This is a genomic window from Streptomyces spinosisporus (assembly GCF_022698145.1).
Taxonomy (GTDB): Bacteria; Actinomycetota; Actinomycetes; order Streptomycetales; family Streptomycetaceae; genus Streptomyces; species Streptomyces spinosisporus.
The window spans coordinates 731,893-749,152 of the sequence record NZ_JALDAX010000001.1 but is presented as its reverse complement, the minus strand read 5'-3'; the positions used below and the strand labels follow the sequence as shown (position 1 = coordinate 749,152).

The following is a 17,260-nucleotide window of genomic DNA, read 5'->3' as shown; positions in this document are numbered from 1 at the left end:
AGCGCACCGCGCCCGCGTACAGCCCACGCCCGTCAGCGCGTTGCTCCTGTTCAACGCTACGCAGAGTCCGCGACGGTTGACCGCATGAAGTCAGCAACTCCCCCGAACGGGCATATGCCGCAGCGCCCCGCACCTGAACACGCGTTCGCCATGCGCTTCACTTCGACCCCCCGCGGCGCCCGCCTCGCCCGCCGGCTCGTCTCGCACCGCCTGAACGACTGGGGTCACCCCTACGCGGCTCCCGTGAACGAAGCGCTCACCCTCATCACGGCAGAACTTACCGCCAACGCGGTACGCCACGGCCATGTCCCCGGCCGGGACTTCCACATCCAACTCACTCTGACTGAGGGCGTGTTCCGCATCGAGGTGACCGACACCCGTGCCGAGAGGCGGCCTCCGTGCACTCCCCGAACTCCCGACTCGGTATCCGAGTCCGGTCGCGGCCTGCTCCTCGTAGACGCGCTCGCGGACGACTGGGGCGTCACCCCTCGCCCGGCCGCCCCTGGCAAGACCGTCTGGGCCGAACTGCGCGCGCCGACCGAAAGCCACCCGCACACGCCCCGGGTGGCCCCCGCACCGACGGATGTCGACCTACTCCTGTCTACTGCTTCACTGCTGCGCGACGACCCCGCGTCGCGGCCGGAGGACGCCAGCCACGGAGGTCGTCGTCTGTGAGCCCGTGCTCGCCCTGCATCTGCTGGCGGTAACCGGCGAAGAAGTCGGCCGGGGAGCCGCTGTAGAGCATGTCGAACTCGTTGTGCCATTGGTACAGCCACGGCTGGAGTTCCAACAGGCCAGCGAGGAACGGCGTGATCTCCTCGGTGGATAGCGCGGTGTTGGTGAAGTACGTGGCGAGCGCCTGCGCCTGCTCCCGGTGGTCCCAGCCGGCCCAGCCGTACAACTCGGGGGTGGCGGCGTTGCTCTGCCCGTAGGAGATGAACCGCTCCTTGGGCACGTCGAGCTTGCCGCGCGCTCGCCAATAGGACGGGCGGAGGAAGTCAGCCGAGGTGTACTTCGGCGGCACGGGGATGGAGTCCCGAATCTTCCGCTTGGCTGGCTCATCGGGGGCGGCGTCCTCCTCGCGCTGGAGGTCCCACACCTCTTCCCAGTCGGCACGCTTTTTGAGCCCGGAGGGCTTGTAGCGCAGGGCCGGGAGGAAGGGCACGTGCTCGTCGGTGATCAGCTCGGCGACGACCTTGGCAAAGTCCTTGCGGGGCGCGTAGAGCTTGGCGACGGACACGAAGTCTTCGTCACGGGAGAGCGCGTCGGTGAGGCGGGCCAGGGTGAGGATGGTGGGCTGCCCGTTCTGGTCGAACCAGAGGTCGCGGTTCTCCATCCGGTCAAGCAGCCAGGCCCGCAGGGCCTTCTCTTGCAGCGCGTCCCAACCCTCGCTTGCCCAACGCCGCTTGTACTCGGGCCGCTCGACCATGCCGATGGCCCGGTTCGACTCGATGGCGTCAATCCGCTTCTGGACGATCTCCCGGTAGGGGGCGGGCCAGTGAGCGGGGATCTCCGTGATGGGCGTGGACCCATGCCGCTTGAACCACTCATCACTGGCCTCGCCTGCGGCCACGCGGCGCGCGAGCACAATCTCGAAGGCACGCTCACCGAGGGCGAGTTCGGGGATATTGGGGTCGTCGGGGTCCTCGGATACGCGGAGGTCTTCGGAGTGCAGATTGTAGAGCGAGTAGACCTGCCAATCGAGTTCCTCTTGGAGAGTGATCATTTGGGCGCGAACGGATTCCCACCGACTCCTACATTCCCTGAGCTCCGCAGATGTTGGAGTGCGCTCAGTCAGCATGACACTCGGACCGACTGACGTAAGTCGTTGAGCTAGTGTGTCAATGGCGGCAGCCAACCCGCTCGGCAACTCGGCAGGGACCGGAAATTCCGCCATTGGTGTCCCATTGAACTGAAAAAAATCTTCGAATGGAAGGGTGCTTTGGCGAGCCCCCTTAGAGTCAACCGTACTCCCCATATTATGACTAACTTGCTTTAGCCAAAAACACGCAGAAGATGAGTTTAGGATTCCGACAACACGCAGATAATCTTTCTCGGTAGCGTCGGTAGCAAGCTTGATGACTGGCGCAGACCGATTAAATACCCGGCCCCCCCGATCCAGCACGAAGTGATTATGTGTAGCAACGAAGGAGAACGAAATGGAAAGCGGAGTACGATACGCAGAAGCCGTGTACTGCATATAATCCCACCACCGCAGGCCAGCTGCAGCCATGTCACCTTGGAAGGTACGACGGGCTTCTAGAACTCGTCGAAGTGGCCACAAATCTACTTCTAGAGACCGCGTGTCAATATTTGGAGCATAAGGGTACCAGATTGATTCGGTCGGATTAGCGTCCCAGTCTCGCACCACTTCGCCAACCATCAGAGGTCGGAGGCCTTCTGGACCAGTAACCGTCCTATAAGTTCTACGGGAAGGGCGAAGGTACGCCTCGTCCGCCCCAGCTCGAATAGCACGCCCAATAGGCGGCTCAATAATGGACTTAAGTGAGCGGTCGCCAGCCTTGGCCATTTGCCCCATGACTTCGATTCCGCCATCTGACAGAACCCACGGATGCTTACCAAAATAGTGTTCACGATCTAGGTCCTCGACAGCAACCCACCTGCTCACCGTGCCCGGCTGATCGACCTGCCTGACAATGGCACTCCAGACCAAACCCTCTCGCCCGATCCGAGGGGCAGAGGGCTCTCCCTGAATCCCGCGGACAGCCCGAACAGTTGCGGAACGCATGCGACCCGCCCGGCGCTTCCCAACCAGAATCACAGTTGGTGTTCCGTGTCCGGGAATATAGGCACCCGATGTGTCAATCACCTCAGTGAGCTCGACGTTACGGGCAAAATACTCTTCGATTAGCCTAGTCCCGAATTCTCGCTTCATGAAGGAACTTGCCGTGATCTGCCCAACAAAACCATAACCGAACCCATCCGCTCCCCCTCTTTTAGCAAGCTCGAAGAATCGCTGGGCGAACGGAACGGAAAGCGCATAAGTGCCTGAACAAGCACTGTACAGCTCACGGTAAAGCTCATTGAGCTTTTTATCCTTAACCGTGACATAGGGGGGATTCCCCACAACGAGGTGGTACCGACCCTCCTCAAGGATTTGAGGTTCTTCCTGCACATCTTCCGTGAGGTATGCGAAGGAGGCCAGCGGGTCACTTGCTACCTTTTCTTCACCGTCTAGCGCTAGCACCAATTCCAATTGCCGAGCCTTGATGAGCGAGTCCCCCACTGCCAAGTGGATCGGCCACTCAAACTTCGCCGTCTCCCCCAGCGTCCGCACCCCACTAGCCGCCATAGCCGCCACCAACAACCGGAACCGAGCAATAGCCACCGCAAACGGGTTGATATCCACCCCGTGGACAGAGTCCAGCGCAGCCCTTACCCGCTCGTGCACGTCCCGCCCCGGCTGCCCTGCCGCCCACAACCGCACGAGCCGCCGGAACGCCCCCAGGACAAAGTGCCCCGACCCACATGTAGGGTCGATCATCTTCAGGTCCTCGTAGCCGAACTCCCGCACCGCCGGGTTCATCGTGCGGTCGAGGATGAACTCCTCCACGAACTCCGGGGTCTGCAGCAGCGCATACGTCTTGCGCGCCGCCTCGCTCAAGTCCTGGTACAGATCCCCCAGGAACCGCGTGTCCCACCCCTCCGTACCGTCCTCGTTCAGCGGGTCGGTGAAGTCGTGGACGAGAACACCCGACTCGTCCCGCCCCCGCCAGAACTCGACCAGTTCCCGCGCACCGTCATGCGACAGCGGCACCTGGTACAGCGGGTTGTGCCGCTTATCAAAGAGCAGCCGCCCCGCCTGCCCCTGCCCCAGCTCCTCGAACGCCTTCTCCAGCCAGCCCCGATACGTCGGGTCCTCGTCCGAGTCCACGTACGCCTCGTACCGCGACTCCGCCAGCTCCCGACGGTCGGCGTCCGGGCCCGTCAGGTACGGCTCCGGGATCAGCCGGTTGTCCTCGCAGAACCGTACGAACACGGTCCCCAGCACCCACGCGACCGCGACCTGCGTGACCCGCTCGTCCAGCCAGGACGTCCACGTCGCCGCCGTACGCCCGAGCTTGCGCGCCTGGTCGTACTCGGCGCGCAGCCGCGCACCCACGTCCGGCAACGCCTTGACCTGTCGCCCGAGGTCCGCCTCAACCGCCTTGACCTGTTGCTTCAGGTCGTCCAACAGAGCCTTGCGGTCGATCACTTGACGTCTCCCTCGACACCACTGGCGCTAGCCACTACCTCACCGGACCCCCGATGGGCGTTGCCCACCCACGTGTCCGGAAGCTGAATCCATTCCCCCAGGCCGGCCTGGTACGGCACCGCCACCTGCCCGAGCCGGGGCTCGCGCGTGGGGTCGCTCTGCGGGACCAGGAGCCACAGGCCCCGCCCGCCCCGCCGCGCCAGCGACGCCAGCCGGTCCAGGACGCCCAGCGCGTCGTACCGCGCGAACACCCCGGCCTCCGTCAGCAGTACAGGACCGGCGGGACCGGCCCCGCCGCCACCGTCGCGCAGCAGCTCCGCGACCTTCGGCTCCACGACGCCCCACGCGGTCCGCACGTACTCCGCGAACCGCACCGCACCCTTCGAGCCCGGCTCGGCGGCGTCCGCCTTGAGCAGGGTCTCCCAGGTGGGCTTGGTGCCGGGGGTGACCTGCGCGTGCAGGGCCTCCAAAAACAGCTCCGTCACCGACACCGCCTGGGCGCCGAGCCGTTCGGCGCCCAGCCCGGCCACCGCTTGCCGCACCGAGCGGTGCCCGACAGTGAGCACCCGGTAGCCGTCCCGACGCGCCGACGCGAGCAACCGCTCCTCCGCCCGTACCGCGCCCGCGAGTTGAGGGTCGTCCGCGTACCGCGTCACCGCCCCCGTACGCGTCGACTGCCGCCACGCTCCCGTGGTGAGGTAGCTGGACGCATCGTCGACCCGCGTCGAGAGGTAGCGCAGTACGCCGTCGCGTTCGTGCATGCTCAGCGACAGCTCGAAGCCGGCGTCGCGCAACGCCTTGGTGAGCGGGCCGCCGGTCGGCAGTTCGTGGCTCGTGCCGCCGTGCCCGTCGGGGACGACCATCTCCGGGAAGCGCGCGCGGACCCGCTCGTGCACGGTCTCGACCGTCAGGCCGGGCTGCAGGCCTTCCGGCATCCCCTGGACCGGGCGCACGAGCCCCGCCTGCGTAAGCCGCAACGCCCGTACCAACGGCAGATCGCGCGGATAGATCTCCAGGCGCGGAGTGGCCGCGGCGTTCACCGAGGCCGCTGCCGCCAGCTCCACCATGCGCCGCTCGTCCCAGTTGACCGCGCCCGGCGGCACCGTCAACGCTCCCAGTTCGGCCAGCACGGTCGCCGCCGTCGGCAAGGTGTCCAGCTTGGCCAGCCGATCCGCCGTACGACCCAGACGAGTCGCGTACTCCAGCAGCCCTGGCGCGGTCGGGGTGTCCGGGCCGTCGGTCTCCCGTACATCGAGCGCGAGCAGACCCGCGCCGAGAGACTCGTCCGTCGCCTTCCGGTTCGCCTGGTGCTGGAACTCCGCCTCCTGGGGCACGAGTTGTTCCACCTCGACCACGGCCCGTACGGCCGCCAACGCCATCGCGCGCCGCTGCTCCCGCCCGGCGAGGTGCGTGCCGCGCCGTACCGCCAGGGCGTCCGCGATCTCGACCGCCGAGGCGACCCGCCCCATGCTCACCAGCAGGTCGATGATCTCCGCGCGCAGCGCCTGGACGGCGGGCTCGGCCTTCCAGCGCTTGCGCTCCTCCTTGAGCATCTGCGGGATACGGCCGTGGCTCAACCCGAGCGCGTCCGCGACGTCCTTCTGCTTCGGCCACACGCCGATGTCCGGCAGGACCCCCTGCTCATCGGGCAGGCGCAGCAGCAGCCGTACCATCTCCGCCTTGTTGCGGTTGGAGCCGTTGTTGTTGACGGCCGGCACGAAGACGGTGGCGAGGGTGTCGAGGCTGACCGAGCGGAGGGTACGGGCGGGCAGTGCGCTTGCCGACTCGCCCGTGGCGAGCTTGCCCACGAGGGCGGACTCGGCGGCCGTGAGCTGTTCCAGCTCCTCCTTGGCCTCCGCCCGGCCCTTCGGCGTCAGCGGCGAGACCGGAATCTCGCGCAGCCGCTCGCCCCACTCGCGCTGCCGCTGCTGGACCTCGTTGCGGGTCTTGGCGCCCAGACCGGGGGCGTTGACGAGCTTGCGGCGGCTGTAGTCGAGCAGTTCGCCGACCGTCGTGATGCCCAGGCCGTACAGGAACGACTGGGCGGCGGGGGTGAGACCTGAGACGGTCAGCGGGGTGTCGCGGGTGACCTCGGCGGCGAGCCGGTCGCGCTGCTGCTCGGCGGTCTCCGGCTCGGCGTCGGCGATCGTCGCTGCGGCGGCGCCCTCGGCGGGAGCCCCCTCGCCCGTGGTGGCCGGGGTGCGGGTGCGGTGGCTGGACGGGACCGTCTGGGAGGCGTCGAGGAAGACTTTGCGCCAGGCGTCCCGCATGGGCTTCAGCTCGGGGTAGCGCTTGGCCGCGTCGCGGTGCAGGGCCTTCTGGAAGAAGGCGACCAGTCCGTCCCGTACGGCCGGGTCGAAGGCCTCGGCCGCGATCGTCGGGCACGGCCATTCCTTCGCATCGGTCATGCGCGGCAGGACGCTTCCGTCGCCCCACTTGGGCAGTTCGCCCGAGGCCATCTGGTGCAGGGTGACGGCGACGGCGTACCGCTCGGCGTGGGAGTCGTAGGAGCCGCGGGTGATGGTGTCGACGAAGGGGTCGAGGTAGCCGTCGGTGCCCGCGTCGGTGTTCTTCGCGGGGTAGCCGGCGAGGGAGAAGTCGATGAGGACGAGTTCGCGGGTGCGGTTGGGGCGGATGCGGATGGCGATGTTGTCCGGCTTGATGTCGCGGTGCCAGACGCCCTCGCCCTCCAGGAAGTCGACTGCGCCGAAGAGGTAGTCGCCGTACGCCTCCAGCTGGTCCACCTGGAGGCGGCCGTTCTCGCGGAGCTGGCGGGCGACGGTCTCCTCGCGGCGGCGCGGGCGGGGTGCGGCCTCGGTGCCCTGGCCGTTCTGGCCGTTGTCGTCGCGCTCGTCGCCGACGTACTCCAGTACCAGGACCGTACGGCCGCCGATGTGCAGTGGCTCGGGTTCTACGAGGCGGATGATGCCGGAGTGGGGGCGCAGGCGGCCCATGGCCTCGGCCTCGCGGGCCAGGATCTCGCCGCGGTTGTCGGAGAGGGCGACCTTGAGCACGGCCAGCGGGCGGGTCTTGCGGGCCTCGGCCTCCAGGTCGCGGACGAGGAAGGCGCGGCTGGTGGAGCCGGTGCCGAGGCGGCGGCGGATCTCCCAGCGGCCGGCCAGCACGTCGCCGGCGACGGCCTCCAGCGGGTCCTTGTCGGCGGCGGCCTCGTCCTCCTCGCCCGGACCGTCCGTGCCGGTGGCGGACGGGGCCGGAGAGGTCAGGGAGTCCTCGACGACCTCCAGCAGCTCCAGGAACTCGTCCACGCTGGAGAGCCGCTGGCCCGGACGGTAGGCGGTGGCGGCCTGCACGAGGTCGTCGACGTCCTCCGACAGCCCGTCCACCAGGGAGCTGGGGCGCAGGCCCTCGCCCGCTTCCAGACGGGCCAGCAGTTCGGCCTGGCTGGCCGCGGGGGCTTTGCCGGTGACGAGGAGGTAGGTGAGGACGCCGAGTCCGTAGACGTCGAGGTAGACCGGGTCGGGCCTGGGGGCCGTGAGTTCCGGGGCGAGGTAGGCGTCCGCGTCGTCGGCCACGTGCATGGCGGACAGGGCGGTCGGCGCGAAGCGGGTCATGCCCTGGGAGGAGTCGCCGCTGCGCTGGGTGGCGATCTGCCAGTCGGAGATCTGCAGCTGCGGGGTGAGCCAGGCGGCCTCGTCCCCCACGGCCTGTCCCTTCCCGCCACGCGGCCGGGGGACGACGTGCACGGAACGGGCGGCGAGCGCACGGTGGTGGATGCGGCTGGAGTGCGCGGAGCGCATGGTCTCGGCGAGCTGGCGGACCAGGGCCATCCTGCCGAGGATGTCCAGCTTCTCGCCGTACTGGACCAGGTACTCGTCCAGTTTCAGCGTGGCCGGGTGGTAGTCGAAGATCAGCGCGGGCCCGGCGGCGTGCCCGGACGGGAAGTACTGCTTGAGCTCGACCACGCCCGGGTGCTTGAAACGGCCCAGGACTGCCGCCTCGCGCCGGGCTGCGTTCTCGACGGACTGGCGCAGGGTCGCGTCCGAGCCGCGTTCGCTGAGGTAGATGCGGACGCGAGCGGCCTCGGGCAGGTCGCTGTGGCGGGCCAGATAGTCCGCCCAAGTGGGCCCGGAATCGAAGGACTTGCGCTCCAGCTCGTAGGGGCCGACCTTGTACTGCGCGTCGCTCTTGCGGATGCCGATGTTCTTGAGGGCCGCCTCGATCTCGCGCGAGCCGATCGCGGTGATGCGGCGCCGCTCGTCGCGCGGGGGCTGCCCCAGCATCTCGACCAGCTGGTGGACGGTGTAGACGCCGTTCTGGTCGTGGGCGGGCAGCCGTACGCGCAGGCTGTTGTCGGTGAAGCAAACTGCCTCGGCGACCCAGACGCGCTTGTGGCCAGGCAGCACGAGCAGGCCGGCCAGCTCCTTGGCCTTGCGGTTGACCAGGTGCAGGGGGTTGCCGTGGGTACGGCGCCGGCCACCGGGCGTGGTCTGCACCCAGGTGCCGTTCTCGGAGGTGACCGAGCCGTGCCAGTCCTTCAGCTCGATCATGTAGACGCCGCCGGGGGCGACGACCAGCAGGTCCACCTCGCGGACGTGTCCGGTGTTCGCGGTGAAGGTGAAGTTCGACCAGGCGCGCCAGGGGTCGGAGTTCGGCAGCTTCTCCCGGATCGCCTCCAGGCCGCGGCGCTCATGAGCGAACTCCGACTCGGTGACCGTCGTCCACCGGCCGCCTTCCCGCATCTGCTGCCATCCCCGCTAGTCGAAACGTTCACCCGCCTGACCGGGAGCTTCGGGAGCTACCCGTCAGGCGAGGGCGAAAACCCCCAGGTGAGTAGATCCTAGTGGCTGGGACCGACATGAGGAGCCCCCGTGAAGGAAGTGCATACGCGACATTCGCCCACGTCACGGCAGGCACGCACTCAAATCTTCACGGAGCGAGCACTGTCTCGTCGAAAGGCCCTTCCCAGTCATCAAACGGATCGCGAGCACCAACTCGCGCCAGTCGGCCGGAAGTTGACCCCATTCCTCGTCCGAACCATCCGCTAAGCTTGTCCTTCGCTGCGCACCTTCCCGGAGGGTACGAGGCGGAGCCGGGCCAGTTCGCTGGTCGTGAGTGACGGATGGTGAATCCACCACGTGGACCTCACTTCGGTGAGGGCGGATGCCCGGTAGGGCGATCCCTGCCATTCCGCACTCACAACCTGGAGTGGCCCTTCATGGAACCGGTCGAGTACAAGCCTGCGCGTCGTCGCTGGATCCGCGAGATCCTCGTCGGCGCCGCCGCCGGAATCGTCTCCAACCTGGTGTTGGAGGCGCTGGCGGCGGCAGCGCACCTGCTCGTCTGAGGCAGGTATGTGGCGGGCCCGGAGAGCCCGCCACTCTCCTCAGAAGTCAGAAGAGAGGCCGCTGGTCGGCAAGGCTCTGGTTCTGCTTCTTCTTCCGGCTGCGTTGGCGTTTGCGCTTCCCCTTCGGGCGCGGAAGGTGAGAGACCCTGGCCACGGCCGGGAGGTTGTCCCACGTGGGCCGCAGGCCGTGTATGTGCACGTCACCGACGACTGCTTTGAGGTACGCCTGTGTCTCCTCGTCCGTGGAGTACAGGACGGTCGCGCGGCTCGCACGGGTCATGAGGACGTGGTACGCGTGCCGGACGCACCGCGCGAAGTCCTCCTCACTCAGGCTCTTCCACCGCAGTCTCGGGTCGAAGGAACCGGGGACCGCGACACGCTTGGCCCCCGTTTCCGGGTCCTTGCGGGTCTTGCCTCGCCGGAAGACCCAATGGCCGTCGCGGCGCACCATGTCCTCGCCCATGATCACGCCGCACCAGTCCCACTCCAGGCCTTGGGCGGTGTAGACGCAGCCGATCTGGTTGATCCCGGCCGGGTCCACCGACCAGATCCTCGAAGGAGGCACCGTCCCGTTCTCGCACCAGCTGGTGCTGTCGGCGTTCCAGGGGCGGTGCCAGTCGCCGATCCGGACGTCGGCCTCCAGCCATCTCTTCGTGCCCTTGCCCTGCGGCTTGGTCCAGGGCCAGCAGAAGCCGGCGACCATGCGGGCGGAGGCGCCGGCCTCGGCCTCCGTCCTGATGATCCGTTCCAGTTCCTCCGGGCTGTCGGCGACCTCGACATGCATCAGCCCGTCAGGGGTCCACGGTCCCAGTGCCTCTTCGGTCAGTCCCAGGACACTCCGTACCCAGTGCACATAGGCGTCGCTTCCGCCGCAGCGGTACTGGTCGGTGAGTTCGTGGCGGGCCGGCACGATGCCACGGCCCTTGGCGGCGTTCTCGATCAGGTCGACCGTGCCCACCTCGTTCGGGCGCACCGTCTGGCTGCCGTCGAGGAAGAACACCGTGAGACGGGAGGCATCCAGCAGCTCGTCCACCTGGGGTTTCGTTCCCTGCTGCTCAGCGGGCAGGTAGCGGTTGGTGGTGCGGTCCCGCAGGCGGTGCGCCTCGTCGCAGATGAGGACATCGAGAGGTGGCTCGGGTGGCGTGACGAAGTTGCTGAAGTAGGCGAAGCTCTCCTTGAACTCTTTGTCGCCGTAACCGACGTGCTCCTGAAGCGCCCCGTTGAAGGCTCGGCTGCCGCTCGCGTACTTGACCGTTCGGCCCTCGGCTTCGAACTCTGCCTTGAGTTCCAGTCCGACAGCGCTCTTTCCCGTGCCCGCGCCTCCCGTGATGATGAACACGGCGCGACGGTCGTCCGCCATGAGGCTCGGCTGGTCCGGGTCACCGAGGATGAGCGACGCCCTGCCCAGTACGTCCTCGGCCACTTCCTTCTGCTTGCCGCGCAGTTGGAACACGGTGTCCTCGCCGCGCGACTTGATCATCGCGTCGAGGAGCGGTGTGTTGCGGAGGTTCATGCCTTTCAGCAGGAGTTCGGCCGCCGAGTCGGCGCCCGCTTCTGCGAAGTGCGTGCGTAAGTCGGAGAGCAACCGGTCGCGCCGGTCCTTGGTGTAGGTGCGCGCGTAGGGGCCCATGGGTGCTTCCGCCGCCAGCAGCGGTCGTACCGACTCCTCCGTGGCGTTGTGGAGATAGGTGAACCCGCCGCACTCGATGAGGTGCCCGGCCAACGGCCCTTTGTCGCCCGTGAAAAGCTCGAAGTACTCGCGCAGCTGCAGGGCGGGGTGTCGTTTCGGCTCGAAGATGCCCGGCACGTGGACCAGTTCGGCAGTGGCCTGCTCGACCCTCGTGACCGTGGACCAGCGCTTCAGCTCGACGAGTTGGAATGACGGGCGGTAGGTCTCCGGGTGGTGGCCGGCCAGCACCACGTCGATCAGGCGCTGGTCACGGGGATTCTCGGCTTCGTCGACGGTCGGGGCACATTCGACGATCATCTCCACGTTGCCGCGGCCGGCCTCGATGAGGTCCTTGGCCAGTTCGACCAGGCTTTCCGCCCAGGCGGTTCGTTCGGAGAGCGAGGCATCGGTCTGCCGGAAGTGCTTCCACCGAGCGGCGAGGTGGGGCACCATCCGGCGCCTCGAGTTCAATGAGAGCAGATCCTGCGCAGACAGCCTCAGCAGGAGCATCGACACGAGGTGGTTCCCCCAGGGCACGAGTGACTCGTGCGGGTGGGGGCGTGTCCTCGCGTAAAGGAAGCCCGTCGGGCCGCAATTGGTAGGGGTGATCTTAGGGAGCCCGACGGCTCACGCGAGCTCCTCTCGCCAACTCACGTTGTTCCAGCGGTAAGTTGGCGGAAATGTTGCGGATCCAGCGGGTCGATCACGCCAGAACGGTCACGCGCCGCTCAGTGCCGACCAATTCCCGAAGTTTCTCCTGGGTCTCCGGATCCGTGGAGTACACGACCGTGCCGACCATCCCGCGGGTCAGCAGCACCTTGTACGTGTTGCGGATCAGGCGGTCCACGTCGGCGTCCGGCGTGGAGCGCTTGAACACCGGGTCCTTGGACGCGGTTCGGTCCGTCACCCAGCGGTCGCCGCGCCACACCAGATCGGGGCCGATGATGACGCCGGACCAGTCGTACTCGAAGCCCTGGGCGGTGTAGACGCAGCCGACCTGGCCGAAGCCCGCCGGGTCCGTGGCCCACAGGGCGGACGGCGGTGCGCCCGAGACGGAGCGTTCGCCGCGCAGGTTCCAGGGACGCGCCCAGTCGCCGATCCGTACGTCGGCCGGCAGGGGCTGTCCCGGCTTGGGCTCCGGCGACCACGGCCAGCAGTAGCCGGCCGACATGCGGGCGCTGTAGCCCCGGCCACGGCGGCCGTCCAGGAAGCTCTCCATCTCCTCCGGGCTGTCGGCCAGCAGGAGTTGCATGCGGTCGTCCGGGTCCCATACGACCGGGCCGCCTGGCTCCAGGCCCAGAAGCCGCACCACCCAGCGCAGGTAGGCGTCGCTCCCACCGCAGCGGAACTGACTCTCGAGCCTGACGACCGGGCAGTTCAGCCCTCTGCGGGCCGCCGCGGCTCGGATGTCCTCCACCGTGCCCATCTCGCCCGGGCGCACGACCTGATGCTCGTCGAGCAGGAAGACGGGCACCTTGGCCACGTCCATCAGCTCGTCGATCTGGCGCTTGCCGGTCCGACGCGCGGCCGGCGTGTACCGGTTGGCCGATGTCTCACGGATGCGGTGGGCCTCGTCGCAGACCAACACGTCGAGGCTGTTTTTCTCTGTCGTCATGAAGCTGTTGAAGTACTTGAAGAGGTCCTGCACTTCGCGCTTGCGCGCGCCCGCGACCTTGCGCATCGTCTTGGTGAAGGACTGGGAACCGGTCGCGTGCAGGGCCGGAACACCTTGCCGGTACAACTCGCCGAGCAAGGAGAGAGCGATCACGCTCTTGCCGGTGCCGGGACCACCGGTGATGACCACTACCTCCTTGTGGTCGGACCGCTGGGCCCTGCGTACGGCGTTGAGCACCTTGCGGTAGGCGACCTGCTGCTCGTCGAGGAGCACGAACTGCTCACGCTCGCGGACCTCCTGGGCCGCGACGGCCATCAACTGCGTCGACGGAACGGTCTTGCCCGCAAGGAGCGCGTCAGCGGCAGCGGCGCCCGGATGCGCGGGGCTCAGCCGGGCGCGGAGGTAGTCGATGAACCCGCCACGGCTGTCACCCGCGAACAACTGGCCCCACTCGCCGGACTCGATCTCGCGCAGTGCGCCGACATCGAACTCGGTCGCGTTGTGCAGGAAAGCCACGCCACCGACTCTCTCCGGATGGTCGGCGACCGCGCCGTTGAAGTTGACGAGGTACTCGCAGTAGCGGCGCACCTGCTCGATCGGGTTGAGGACCGGCTGCGCGTAGGAGACGACGTGGCAGAGGACCGGATCGTCCTCGTCGGGTACGACATCGCTCCACTGCTTGAGTTCCACCACGACGTAGGAGGGGGCGCCCGTGCGCGGATGGACGCCGGCGAGGACCGCGTCGGCCCGCTTGCTGTTCATCGGGAGCGCGTATTCGAGCATCACCTCCACGTCGCCGAGACCCGCGTCATTGAGCGCGGCGGTCAGCGTGGGGATACTCCGCTCCCACGACCGGGCCTCCGAAGGACTGGGCTGGTAGCCGTGCAAGTGGGAGAACTGCTCGGTGAGGTGGAGGTACAGCGAACTGTCGAGCGCCCTGGCGGCGATCGTTTTCGCAGACGCGCGGAACAGCAAGACCTTCCCCCGGGCAGCACGAAATGACTCGTGCGGGTGGGGGCATGTCCTTCGAGACTCCACCGAGGCGGAGCGGAAGCCCGTCGGGCCGCAATGACGATGAGTTAGAGGTTACCTGGACAGCCGGAGTGATGCCTGAGCTGCCGCTTTACCTGTTCACTGATCGGAGGGCGGCTCCCGGGGTGCGGTGGGCGCAAGCTCCCCTAAAAACGTGCGCCCACCGCCGTTCGTGTCAGGCCGCCCGGCGTGCGCGGTTGCGGTGGGTGCGGACGATGTCCGCGTAGCGGTGGCCGGTGCCCTTGATGGTGCGCTTCTGGGTTTGGTAGTCGACGTGGACCAGGCCGAAGCGCTTGTCGTAGCCGTACGCCCACTCGAAGTTGTCCAGCAGCGACCAGGCGAAGTAGCCCGCCAGCGGGGCGCCCTTGCGGACGGCCGAGGCGCAGGCGGCGAGGTGGCGCTCCAGGTAGTCCTGGCGCTCCGGGTCGTCGACCGTGCCGTCGGGGCGTACGACGTCGGGGTAGGCGGAGCCGTTCTCGGTGACGTACAGGCGGCGGACGCCGTACTCCTCGGTGAGGCGCAGCAGCAGCGTCTCGATGCCGCTCGCGTCGACCTCCCAGTCCATGCCGGTGCGCGGGACGCCGAGGCGGCGCACGGAGCGGACGTGGGGTGCCGGGGCCGAGGGGTCGTCGGCGACGGTGGCCGGCATGTAGTAGTTCAGGCCGTGCCAGTCGAGCGGGGCGGCGATCTTCGCCAAGTCGCCTTCCTGCTCGGGGAGTTCGACGCCGTACACCTCGCGCATGTCGGCCGGGAAGCCGCGGCCGTAGACCGGGTCCAGCCACCAGCGGTTGACGTGGCCGTCCTGCCGGCGGGCGGCCGCGACGTCCTCGTCGCGGTCGGTGGCGGCGTGCACGGTGGAGAGGTTGGTGACGATGCCGACCTGGGCCGAGGGGGCGGCGGCGCGGATCGCCTCGACGGCGAGGCCGTGGCCCAGCAGGAGGTGGTAGGAGGCTCGGACGGCGGCCGTCAGGTCGGTGAGGCCCGGGGCCATCCTGCCCTCCAGGTGGCCGATCCAGGCCGAGCACAGGGGCTCGTTGAGCGTGGCCCAGTGGGAGACGCGGTCGCCGAGGCGTTCGGCGACGACCGAGGCGTACTCGGCGAAGGCGAGGGCCGTTTCGCGCTCGGGCCAGCCGCCGCGGTCCTGGAGGACCTGTGGGAGGTCCCAGTGGTAGAGGGTGACGGACGGGGTGATGTCCGCCTCCAGCAGGGCGTCGATCAACTCGTCGTAGAAGGCGAGGCCCTTGGGGTTGACCGGGCCGTCGCCGCCCGGCAGCACCCGCGGCCAGGCGATGGACAACCGGTAGGCGTTGGTGCCGAGTTGGCGCATCAGACCGATGTCCTCGCGCCAGCGGTGGTAGTGGTCGCAGGCGACGTCGCCGTTGTCGTTGGCCGCGACCTTTCCGGGTGTGTGGGAGTAGGTGTCCCAGATCGACGGGGACCTGCCGTCCTCCGCGACGGCTCCCTCGATCTGGTACGCGGCTGTGGCCGTGCCCCACAGGAAGTCGTTCGGGAAGGCGGCGAGGTCGATGCGGTCGGACACGGAAGTCCTTTCGATGCGGGGGGTGTTGGTCACTTGACGGCTCCTGCGGTGAGCCCGGCGACGAGATAGCGCTGCAGCAGCAGGAAGCCGGCCACCACGGGCACGCTGACGACCAGCGAGGCGGCCATGATCTGGTTCCAGTAGACGTCGTTGAGCGTGGAGTAGCCCTGGAGGCCGACGGCCAGGGTGCGGGTGGTGTCGTTGGTCATGACCGAGGCGAACAGCACCTCGCCCCAGGCGGTCATGAAGGCGTAGACGGCGACGGCGACGATGCCGGGGATCGCGGCCGGTACGACGATCCGGAACAGCGCGCCCAGCGGTCCGCAGCCGTCCACCAGTGCCGCCTCGTCGAGGTCGCGCGGCACCGAGTCGAAGTAACCGATCAGCATCCAGATCGAGAAGGGGAGGGAGAAGGTGAGATAGGTGAGGATCAGGCCGCCTCGTGAGCCGAACAGGGCGATGCCCGTGGCGTTGCCGATGTTGACGTAGAGGAGGAACAGCGGGAGGAGGAAGAGGATGCCCGGGAACATCTGGGTGGACAGGACGGTGACCGTGAAGACGCGCTTGCCGCGGAAGTTGTAGCGGCTGACGGCGTAGGCGGCGAACACCGCGACCACCACCGAGCACACGGTCGCCGAGACCGCCACGATCAGCGAGTTCATGAAGTACTTCGCGAGCGGGACGGTCGACCAGATGTCGATGTACGGCCGGATCGTCAGCCCGCTGGGCAGCCAGCGGAACTTGCCCGTGACGTCCGCGAGGGGCTTCAGCGAGCTGGAGACCATGACGTACACCGGGATGAGCACGAAGCCGGTGAGCAGGGTGAGGAAGATCCGCCGGGACCACAGGAAGGAACTCGGCGGCGCCATGGGCGACTTGGACACTCGGGCGTCAGACATCGCCGGTCCTCCGTCCGCGTGAGGTGAACACCAGATACACGCCGGTCACGACCAGCAGGAACAGCAGCAGGAGCACGGACATCGCGGAGCCGGTGCCGAAGTTCCAGGTGACGAAGGACGCCTGGTAGATGTGGACCGAGATGAGGTCCGCGGCCTCGGGGGCGGCCTTGCCGAACAGGACGTACGGCGTGTTGAAGTCGTTGAACGTCCACAGGAACAGCACCAGGACCAGCACCTGGTTGACCGGCCGCAGGGACGGCAGGGTGATGCGGCGGATCTGCTGCAGCATGCCCGCCCCGTCCAGTGCTGCCGCCTCGTACAGCTCCTTGGGGATGTTCTGCAGTCCGGCCATGACGATGAGGAAGGCGAACGGCCAGCCCTTCCAGACGTGCGTGATCAGCAGCGCCCAGAAGCTGTTGTCGCCGATCAGCCAGAACGACCGCTTGTCGGTGAGGTGCAGCTGGTCGTGCAGGACGTGGTTCACCAGGCCGTTGTCGTGCTGGAACATGAACACCCAGGTGATGACGGCCGCGTAGACCGGCAGGGCGTACGGCACCAGGAACAGGGCCCGCAGCAGACCGCGGCCGCGGAAGGTGTCCTGCATGTAGATCGCCGCCGTCGTGCCGATCAGCCAGCACAGGCCGACCGACAGCAGGGTGAAGCCGACGGTGACGAAGAAGGAGTGCAGCAGGGCCTTGCCGACCGGGGCGTCGAAGTCCACCGACACCGAGTAGTTGCCGAAGCCGGTCCAGGGCGCGGTGCCCCAGTCGCGGATGTAGAACTGGGTGAGCTCCTTGAAGCTCATCACGATGCCGATGACCATCGGCACCAGGTGGACCAGGAGTTCGAGCAGCAGGGCGGGCAGCAGAAGCAGGTAGGGCAGTCCGATCCGGCGGATCCGCCCGGGGCGGCGACGCTGTTCGGGCGCCGCCGCTCCGGTGGAACTTCCCCTCACCGGCTCTTTGAGGGTCGTGGTGGTCATCG

General features: G+C 67.7%; 9 protein-coding genes. 2 read left to right on the top strand and 7 right to left on the bottom strand.

Annotation, left to right across the window (positions count from 1 at the left end; translation table 11 throughout):
- The first annotated feature begins 84 nt into the window (after window positions 1-84).
- Window positions 85-675 (top strand): ATP-binding protein, encoded by a 591-nt coding sequence (locus tag MQN93_RS03200; protein WP_242708178.1) that lies wholly within the window; start codon window positions 85-87, stop codon window positions 673-675.
- Here the strand turns inward: MQN93_RS03200 and pglX are convergent.
- Both pglX and pglW read right to left on the bottom strand, forming a co-directional pair.
- Window positions 602-4,216, bottom strand: a complete 3,615-nt coding sequence (pglX, locus tag MQN93_RS03195) for a BREX-2 system adenine-specific DNA-methyltransferase PglX (RefSeq protein WP_242708177.1) — start codon at window positions 4,214-4,216, stop codon at window positions 602-604. The genes MQN93_RS03200 and pglX overlap by 74 nt on opposite strands.
- Window positions 4,213-8,916, bottom strand: a complete 4,704-nt coding sequence (gene pglW / locus MQN93_RS03190; protein ID WP_242708176.1) for a BREX system serine/threonine kinase PglW — start codon at window positions 8,914-8,916, stop codon at window positions 4,213-4,215. Before pglW ends, pglX begins: the two co-directional genes overlap by 4 nt.
- A gap of 476 nt (window positions 8,917-9,392) precedes the next feature.
- Between pglW and MQN93_RS03185 the strand changes: the two genes are divergently transcribed.
- Entirely contained in the window at window positions 9,393-9,521 is a 129-nt protein-coding gene (locus MQN93_RS03185) for a DUF6408 family protein (RefSeq protein ID WP_242708175.1), read from the top strand.
- Window positions 9,522-9,567: 46 nt separating this feature from the next.
- On the opposite strand, the gene MQN93_RS03180 is transcribed toward MQN93_RS03185, so the two are convergent.
- From MQN93_RS03180 to MQN93_RS03160, 5 genes are all read right to left on the bottom strand, one after another.
- Entirely contained in the window at window positions 9,568-11,643 is a 2,076-nt protein-coding gene (locus tag MQN93_RS03180) for a DNA/RNA helicase domain-containing protein (RefSeq protein ID WP_372504254.1), read from the bottom strand.
- Between the two features lie 250 nt (window positions 11,644-11,893).
- On the bottom strand, window positions 11,894-13,780 hold the full coding sequence (locus MQN93_RS03175; protein ID WP_242708174.1) for a DUF2075 domain-containing protein: 1,887 nt from the start codon (window positions 13,778-13,780) through the stop codon (window positions 11,894-11,896).
- 232 nt (window positions 13,781-14,012) lie between these two features.
- Window positions 14,013-15,377: a GH1 family beta-glucosidase gene (locus MQN93_RS03170; RefSeq protein ID WP_037780928.1), complete on the bottom strand. Its 1,365-nt coding sequence runs from the start codon at window positions 15,375-15,377 to the stop codon at window positions 14,013-14,015.
- Window positions 15,378-15,406: 29 nt separating this feature from the next.
- Entirely contained in the window at window positions 15,407-16,246 is an 840-nt protein-coding gene (locus MQN93_RS03165) for a carbohydrate ABC transporter permease (RefSeq protein WP_037780931.1), read from the bottom strand.
- Window positions 16,247-16,268: 22 nt separating this feature from the next.
- The gene (locus tag MQN93_RS03160; RefSeq protein WP_016431613.1) at window positions 16,269-17,258 is read right to left on the bottom strand and encodes a carbohydrate ABC transporter permease; all 990 of its coding nucleotides are present in this window, start codon (window positions 17,256-17,258) and stop codon (window positions 16,269-16,271) included.
- Between the last annotated feature and the right edge of the window lie 2 nt (window positions 17,259-17,260).